Raw genomic sequence first — 7,714 nt, forward strand, 5'->3', positions numbered from 1 at the left:
ACATGATCGGCAGGGAAGACGTCGGCACGATCGACGATCTGCACGCTTCCGCCACCAAGGTCATCGGCCTCGACGATTTCGGCGCCGACGAGTACCGCACCGGACTGTCGGTACTGCTGGAATCGTTCGAACGCGATGCCGAACTCACCCCGTTCGGCAACAAGGTCAACCGGGCGTTCCTGCGCGGTGCGCTCATCGCCCGCGCGCTGAGCGAAGCCGGCTGGAAACAGTATCCGCAGCACGCGGAGGTCGCCATCGAGCGGCCGATCTTCGTGACCGGACTGCCCCGCTCGGGTACCACGGCCGTGCATCGCCTGCTCACCGCCGATCCCGGCCACCAGGGCCTGGAGATGTGGCTGACCGAGATGCCGCAACCGCGCCCGCCCCGGGAGACATGGGCGGACAACCCGGTCTTCCAGCAGCTCCAGGCCGGTTACGAGAGGCACCATGTCGAACACCCGGAATTCATGGGTGTGCACCATATTTCGGCCGACCAGGTGGAGGAGTGCTGGCAGCTGCTGCGGCAATCGGCCATGTCGATCTCCTACGAATGCCTGGCCTATCTGCCGCGTTATTCGGAATGGCTACGCGAGCAGGATTGGACCCCGGCCTATGCGCGGCACCGCCGCAATCTGCAGTTGATCGGACTCAACGATCCGGGCCGCCGGTGGGTGCTGAAGAATCCGAGCCATCTGTTCGCCCTCGACGCCCTGCTCGCCGTGTACCCGGACGCGCTGGTGATCCAGATGCACCGGCAGCCACGCACCATCGTGGCCTCGGTGTGCAGTCTGAACGAACAGGCGACGGCGGGCTGGTCGGAGAAGTTCCGCGGCCCGGTGGTGGGGGAGGCGCAACTCGAGCTGTGGTCGCGGGGCGCACGGACCTTCCTCGCCGATCGCGCGAAGCACCCCGCGGCCCAGTTCTGCGATGTGTACTACGAGGATTTCGTCACCGATCCGCTCGCCACCGTCGCGCGGATCTACGATCACTTCGGTATCGAATTCACCGAAGCGGCACGGTCGGAGATGGCCGCGCTGCACAGCGAATCCACGTCGGGCGCCGCGCGTCCGGCGCACAAATACTCGCTGGCCGATTTCGGGCTCACCGCCGACCGGGTCGACGAGGCATTCGCTCCCTACCTCGCCGAGCACTACCCCGGCGGCAACCGCAAGTAGCGGGCCGCGGGGAGCCGAATACGTCGCCTTGTCCGCGCGGGGAGCGGGGTTGTCCCGCGAAAACGGGGACGGCGCCGCTACCGCGCGGGCCGTGTTGTGGCCGGTCCGGCACCGGCCGCCGGGCTGCGGCGAAGCCCGGTGAGCGCGGCCTGCTCTACTGCCCGCGGCAGCGGCCGCGTTCCGGCCGGTGCCGCCGTGCGGACGGCATCCTCATCCGGGTGTGGCCGGCCGGATGGCGGGGCCGTCGGCCGGCTCGGCGGTGGTGTGGCGCGATCCGGTGTTACGGCTGGCCGGGCTTCAACACGATGAACAGGCCGTGGGCTTCGGCGCAGAGCAGGTCACCGTCGTGCAGGGTGGCCTTGATCCATACCTTGCGGCCCTCTTGGCGTTCGCCCCAGGCACGCAGCTGCAGTTCTTTGTTCAGCGGTGTGATCGCCCGGTAGTCGACGGTGAGCGACGCCGTCCGGGTCACCGATCCGGAATACAGGGAGCCCGCCAGTCCCATCAGGTCGTCGAAGCCCAGCGAGATGTAGCCACCGTGTGCCGCCGCGTTACCGCCCAGATGGAAGGTGCGGTAGGTGATCCGGGCTTCCACGCCGTCCGGTTTGGCACGGTCCACCCGGTACGGCGGCAGGGTCACATTGCCGCGCGACGGAAGATCGAACCGAGTCCAGCCGGGGGCATCCCATTCGTCGTGGACATGCGCGGTCAGCCGGTCGTTGAGTTTCTCCAGGATGCCCGCCGCCTCCTGGACCAGATCGTCGGGCGGGACCGCCAGCCGGGTCCGGTCCATGAGCGTGCGTACCTGCTCGATGAAATCACCGTAGTGCGGTCCGCCGCGGCTGGTGTCCACCGACCGGACCTGATCCATCAGCTCCGACATCGGCCGGAATCCGCCCTCATGGTGCTCGGCGCTGGGGAGTGCGTTCCCGGCCTCGTCTTCGCTCATGAGAACACGTTATCGTTCCCGCCCGGCGCGCCGGTTCACAGGGGCGCTCGGGAACGCCTCACCGCCCCGCGTCCCCGCCCAGTTCGGACCGCGTAGGCTGCCGGATATCGGCGTGCGGCGGACTTGTTTCACCGGGCGTCGGACCCCCGTTCGTGCGAGGATTTCCGGACGGGGTGATACGCACGCGGGGCGGTCGGCTCGGGCCGCCGGGAGGACGACAGATGCCGACGATGCCACTGACCCAGCAGAATTTCCAGACGGTGGTGGCCACCAACCATATTGTGCTGGTGGACTTCTGGGCGACCTGGTGTGGATGGTGTACCCGGTTCGCGCCGGTCTACGAGGCGTCCTCGGAAATGCATCGCGATATCGTGCACGCCACGGTCGAAGCCGAGGCCGAACCCGCGCTGGCCGCGGCCGGACAGGTCGACCGCTACCCGTGGGTCATGGCGTTCCGCGAGGGCATGCTGGTGCATTCGCAGGCCGGATTCCTGCCCGCCGATCAACTCGAGGAGCTCGTCCAGCAGATCCGCTGGATGGATATGGAGGCCTTCCGGCGGGAACACGGCCAGCCGGTACGCGCGGAGATGACGGCCGCGGTGGAGGCGCCCGAGCCCGGTCGCGCCGGGCCCGCGCCGGGCCCGCATCCCTACGGGTGGCCGGGACTGCGTTCCGCGTGACCGGCGGGCTCGAACCGGGCACGATATTCGCCGGTTATCGCGTCGAACGCCTGCTCGGCGCGGGCGGTATGGGACAGGTGTACCTGGCCCGCGACCGTGATCTCCCGCGGCCGGTCGCGCTCAAATTGCTGCCTCCGGTGACCGGCGACGACCGCGAGGTGCGGGCGCGATTCCTGCGCGAAGCCGATACGGTGGCGCGGCTCGCGCACCCCAATATCGTCGCCGTCTACGCCCGCGGCGAGGAGCAGCACCGGCTGTGGATGGCGATGCAGTACATCGAGGGCACCGACGTCGCGGCCGTCCTGCGCGACGGGCCCGTCCGGCCCGACTACGCCGTGCGGATCACCGAGGAAACCGCGCGGGCCCTCGACCACGCCCATGCCGCCGGAATCCTGCACCGCGACGTGAAACCCGCGAACATCCTGCTGGCGTGGGGCGATCAGCGACAGGTGTTCCTCTCCGATTTCGGGATCGCAAAAGCGCTCGACCGGTCCGACGGCCTCACCCGCACCGGTGAGTTGTACGCGAGTTTCCATTACGCGGCGCCCGAGTATTTCGAGATGCGGCCCGATATCGACCGCCGCGCCGATGTGTACTCGCTGGGCTGCACGCTGTATTACATGCTCACCGGCCGGTTGCCATATCCGGCGACCACCACGGGCGCGCTGATCAACGCCCATCTCAATGCCCCGGTACCGGTGCCGTCCCAGGCCGACCCGCGCGTGCCCCGCGGTTTCGACGGGGTGATCGCGAAAGCGATGGCGAAGAACCCGGCCGAGCGGTTCCCCAGTTGTGGTGAGCTGGCGCAGGCGGCGCGGCGGGCGCTGACCGATACCGAGGTCACCCGGCCGGCGGTCCTGCCACCGGCTGTACCACCGGACGGCCGGTCCCGGCGCGGCCGCAGACCGCTCCTGGCAGCCCTGGCCGGTGCCGCCGCGCTGGTTGTTTTCGGCGCGGCAGCCTGGCTCACCGCGGTGCTGCGCGGCGGCAGCGCCGACTCCGTCGTCCCGCCACCGCCGGCCGATACGCAGGCCGCCGCCGAACAGGCTGCCTGCGAATACTCCACCCTGGTGGGGACCTACGATTACGCCGACCCGGCGGGCTGGGAGCAGAAGGTACAGGCCGGGGCCACCGGGCAGTGGAAGAGTCAGGCCGAAACCGTCCTGCCGATGGCCCGGGTGCTCATCTCCGCCGACCCCGAACGGTCCCGGGTCGAGAAAGCCACCTGTACGGCGACGATGAGCGCCAACGACACTCGCGCGGAGGTACAGGTGCAGCTCACCACGCTCAATGCCGAACCGGGCGCGCCCGAGACCGCGCGGGAGCTGTCGGTATCCACGGTGATGGAGCTCGTCGACGGCCGCTGGCTGTGCAGCGTATTCAACTCCTCGTTGCTCCCGGGCTGATCCGGTGTGAGGGTTTGCACACGACCGGAAAAGGGCATCGTCGATAGCGTCCGGTTCGCTACGCATAAGCTGTCCGGGCTGCACGATGGAGGTAAGTCTTGACGGTCGAGGTGCTGGCCGACCCGGAACCGGGCGGGTCGTGGCAGGACGGGCAACAGCCGGTCCGGCCCGTCCCCCCGGTATCGATGATCGAGCGCATGACACTGATCCTGGACGCGTTCGCGCCCGCCACCCCGGTGCTCACCCTGCACGATCTGGTGGAACGCACGGGGCTGCCGCGGTCCACGGTGCACCGCATCCTGGACCAGATGATCCGGTTGCGCTGGCTGGCCCATTCACCCGGCGGCTACCGGCTGGGTTTGCGGACACTGGAATTGGGCGGCCTGGCGGCCGGGCACAACGAATTGCGGGCAGTGATCGGCCCGCTGCTGCACGAACTGTGCCAGCGGACGGCCTCGGTCGGGCATCTGGGGGTCCTGGACGGCCGCGATGTGGTGTACCTGGACAAAACCGGTGGCCGCACCAGCGCCACGGTGCCGACCCGTGTCGGTGGCCGGCTGCCCGCGCACAGTACCGCCCTCGGCAAGGCGCTGCTGGCCAGCCTCGATCCCGGGGTGGTGGAAACCTCGCTGCGCGAACGGCTGCCCCGGCTCACCCCGCGCACCATCGGTGACCGCCTGGAACTGCACCGTGAACTGGCCCGGATCCGCAGCCGCCAGGGGGTCGCGGTGGACAACGAGGAGGCGGTCCTGGGTATCGGCTGTGTCGCGGTCCCCGTGCGCCGGCGCGGGGTCGCGGTGGCGGCCCTCTCGCTGACCACCCGGATCGGCACCGGCCGGCCCGCCGTCGATACCGCCCGGCAGGCGCGCCAACTCGCCGCGCTGGCCACCGAGGCGAGCAGGCTGCTCTCCCGGGAGTAGATGTCCGGGGGTGGAGAGGTGTCAGGCGGGGCCGAGTGACTTCGCCAGGGCCCGGCCCGCCGCCCGGCCGGAGAAAATACACCCGCCGAGGAAGGTACCTTCCAGCGCGTTGTAGCCGTGGACCCCGCCACCGCCGAAGCCGGCGACCTCACCCGCCGCGTACAGCCCGGGGAAGGGGGTGCCGTCGGGGCGCATCACCCGGGAATCCAGGTCGGTCTGCAAACCGCCGAGAGTTTTCCGGGTGAGGACGTTCAGCCGCACCGCGATGAGCGGCCCCGCGGCCGGATCCAGGATCCGATGTGGTTTCGCCACTCGCGCGGTTTTGTCGCCGAAAAAAGTTCGCGCGTTGTGGATCGCGGTGATCTGGGCGTCCTTGCTGAACTTGTTGGTGATCTCCCGGTCGCGCGCCACGATCTGGCGTTCCAGCTCGGCGTGGTCGAGTTGCGGGCCGCGGGCGATGGCGTTCATCCCGTCCACCAGTTCGCGCAGCGTATCGGCCACCACGAAATCGGTACCGTGTTCTTTGAACGCCTCCACCGGGCCGGGCGCGCCCTTGGTGAACCTGCTGCGCACGGTCGCGAGCCGGTCCTTGCTGGTGATATCCGGGTTCTGCTCCGACCCCGAGAGCGCGAACTCCTTCTCGATGATCGCCTGGGTGAGCACGAACCACGAATAGTCGTGGCCGGTGGACAGGATGGCCTTCATCGTGGTGTTGGTGTCGAACCCCGGAAAACAGGGCGCCGGCAACCGTTTCCCGAAGGCGTCGAACCACAGCGACGACGGGCCGGGGATGATGCGGATCGCGTGATCGGGCCAGATCGGGTCCCAGTTGTTGATGCCCTCGGTGTAATGCCACATCCGGTCGCGGTTCACCAGGGCGGCACCGGCGGATTCGGCGATGCCGAGCATCCGGCCGTCCACATGCGCGGGGACCCCGGAGATCATGGTGCGCGGCGCCGGGCCGAGCCGGTCGACCGGCCAGTTGCGCCGGATGAGGTCGTGATTGTGGCCGATACCCCCGGAAGTCACCACCACGGCGCCGGCGTGGAATTCGAAATCGCCGATCACCGTACGCGGGGAGGCCACCCCGCGGGCCAGCTCCGTAGGCTCCAGCACACTGCCGCGGACCCCGGTCACCGCGCCACCGGACACGATCAGTTCGTCGACCCGATGCCGGAACGCGAACCGTACCAGCCCGTTGCGTTCCGCTTCGAGCACCGGGTTCAGGAAGACCTCCAGCACACCGGGGCCGGTACCCCAGGAAATGTGGAATCGCGGCACCGAGTTCCCGTGGCCGTCGGCCAGGGCGCCGCCACGTTCGGCCCAGCCGACCAGCGGCGTGACCCGGAGCCCGAGGTCGTAGAGATAGTCCCGTTTCTCGGTGGCCGCGAAACGGACATAGGCCTCGGCCCACTGCCGCGCCCAATGATCCTCGTCGTCGCGGTCGAATCCGGCCGAACCCAGCCAATCCTGCAGCGCCAATTCGTAGGAGTCGTGAATTCCGAGCCGCCGCTGTTCCGGGCTGTCCACGAAGAACAGGCCGCCCAGCGACCAGAACGCCTGACCGCCCAGGTTGTTGCGGTTCTCCTGGTCCACCACGAGGACGCGGTGCCCGGCCTTGGTCAGTTCGTAGGTGGCGACCAGACCGGCCAAACCGGCGCCGACGACGATCACCGGATAGTTGCCGGATACCGGGTCGCCAGGAGAGGTTTCGGACACGGTTCACCCTTCGCTTGCGTAGCTACCGGCGGGAAACCTATCAGACCCGCGGGATGGCCGAGCGGCGTTTCAGCCGGGGCGCCGGGCGGGGAACTCGGCGGCCAATTCGGCGAACACCGCCCGGTTCAGTACGAACGCCCGTTTACCTTCGTCGAGGATGCGGCGCTGTTCGAGTTCGTCGGCACCGATACGGTCGAGCAGGGCACGGTATTCGCGTTTGAAGGCGGCCGGATTGCCGATGCGGTCGAACACATAGAACCGCACGCCGTCACCGCGATGCGGCAGATCCCACAGCTTCTCGGCGTGCCCGCGGATCACCTGACCGCCGGACAGATCGCCCAGATACCGCGTGTAATGGTGCGCGATATAACCGCCCGGCCAGGTCCGGGCACATTCCTCGATCCGCGCGGCGTAGGCGGCGGTCGCGGGCAGCGGATCGAGTTCGTCGCGCCAGCCCGGACCGGCGAGATGGGCCAGATCGCGTTCGAGTTCCGCGGTGCGTGCCAGCTCGGGTCTGATGAACGGGCCGGCCACCGGATCCGCGGCCAGCTCCGCGCTGTGCGCCTCCAGCGCCCGGTAGATGAACCAGAGCTGACCGGTGTAGCGGCGGTAGGAGTCGATGCCGAGGGCGCCGGCGAGCATATCGGTGATGAAGGCCGAATTCTCCGCGGCTTCGTGTTCCCGGGCGGTGGCCTCCCGGATCCGGGTGGAGAACGGGGTGGCGGGATCGGCGGTTTCGGTGGTCTCCGGCATCGCACATACCTTTCCTGCGAACGCGGCGGTATCTCGCCGCCCGATCTCCTCGGGGGGGGGGGGGGGGGGGGGGCCCCCCCCCCCCCGGCCAAACCCCCCCAAACCGGCGCGC

7 protein-coding genes are annotated in these 7,714 nt (G+C 69.0%); 4 read left to right on the forward strand and 3 right to left on the reverse strand.

Going from position 1 to position 7,714, the window contains the following annotated elements:
• Positions 1 to 2 precede the first annotated feature (2 nt).
• Positions 3 to 1,175 (forward strand): sulfotransferase family protein, encoded by a 1,173-nt coding sequence (locus QH276_RS08225; protein WP_280396802.1) that lies wholly within the window; start codon positions 3 to 5, stop codon positions 1,173 to 1,175.
• A 280-nt stretch (positions 1,176 to 1,455) separates the two neighbouring features.
• On the opposite strand, the gene QH276_RS08230 is transcribed toward QH276_RS08225, so the two are convergent.
• Positions 1,456 to 2,124: a PaaI family thioesterase gene (locus tag QH276_RS08230; RefSeq protein ID WP_280396803.1), complete on the reverse strand. Its 669-nt coding sequence runs from the start codon at positions 2,122 to 2,124 to the stop codon at positions 1,456 to 1,458.
• Between the two features lie 221 nt (positions 2,125 to 2,345).
• Between QH276_RS08230 and QH276_RS08235 the strand changes: the two genes are divergently transcribed.
• The 3 genes from QH276_RS08235 to QH276_RS08245 all read left to right on the forward strand — a co-directional run bounded on the left by QH276_RS08235 (position 2,346) and on the right by QH276_RS08245 (position 5,130).
• Positions 2,346 to 2,804: a thioredoxin family protein gene (locus QH276_RS08235; RefSeq protein ID WP_432278546.1), complete on the forward strand. Its 459-nt coding sequence runs from the start codon at positions 2,346 to 2,348 to the stop codon at positions 2,802 to 2,804.
• Complete coding sequence (locus QH276_RS08240) at positions 2,801 to 4,210, forward strand: serine/threonine-protein kinase (protein WP_280396804.1); 1,410 nt, start codon at positions 2,801 to 2,803, stop codon at positions 4,208 to 4,210. Before QH276_RS08235 ends, QH276_RS08240 begins: the two co-directional genes overlap by 4 nt.
• Positions 4,211 to 4,308: 98 nt before the next feature.
• Positions 4,309 to 5,130 (forward strand): IclR family transcriptional regulator, encoded by an 822-nt coding sequence (locus QH276_RS08245; RefSeq protein WP_280396805.1) that lies wholly within the window; start codon positions 4,309 to 4,311, stop codon positions 5,128 to 5,130.
• A 21-nt stretch (positions 5,131 to 5,151) separates the two neighbouring features.
• Here the strand turns inward: QH276_RS08245 and QH276_RS08250 are convergent, their stop codons facing one another.
• Both QH276_RS08250 and QH276_RS08255 read right to left on the reverse strand, forming a co-directional pair.
• Positions 5,152 to 6,849: an FAD-binding dehydrogenase gene (locus tag QH276_RS08250; protein WP_280396806.1), complete on the reverse strand. Its 1,698-nt coding sequence runs from the start codon at positions 6,847 to 6,849 to the stop codon at positions 5,152 to 5,154.
• Positions 6,850 to 6,918: 69 nt separating this feature from the next.
• A complete protein-coding gene (locus tag QH276_RS08255; protein ID WP_280396807.1) occupies positions 6,919 to 7,602 on the reverse strand; it encodes a heme oxygenase (biliverdin-producing) in 684 nt (227 codons plus the stop codon).
• Positions 7,603 to 7,714 lie beyond the last annotated feature (112 nt).

This window comes from Nocardia carnea (assembly GCF_029869215.1).
Classification (GTDB): Bacteria; Actinomycetota; Actinomycetes; order Mycobacteriales; family Mycobacteriaceae; genus Nocardia; species Nocardia carnea_B.

Coding starts and splice junctions, on each gene's coding strand:
- QH276_RS08255 (WP_280396807.1), bottom strand. CDS start 7,602: ATGCCGGAGACCACCGAAACCGCCGATCCCGCCACCCCGTTCTCCACC.
- QH276_RS08230 (WP_280396803.1), bottom strand. CDS start 2,124: ATGAGCGAAGACGAGGCCGGGAACGCACTCCCCAGCGCCGAGCACCAT.
- QH276_RS08235 (WP_432278546.1), top strand. CDS start 2,346: ATGCCGACGATGCCACTGACCCAGCAGAATTTCCAGACGGTGGTGGCC.
- QH276_RS08225 (WP_280396802.1), top strand. CDS start 3: ATGATCGGCAGGGAAGACGTCGGCACGATCGACGATCTGCACGCTTCC.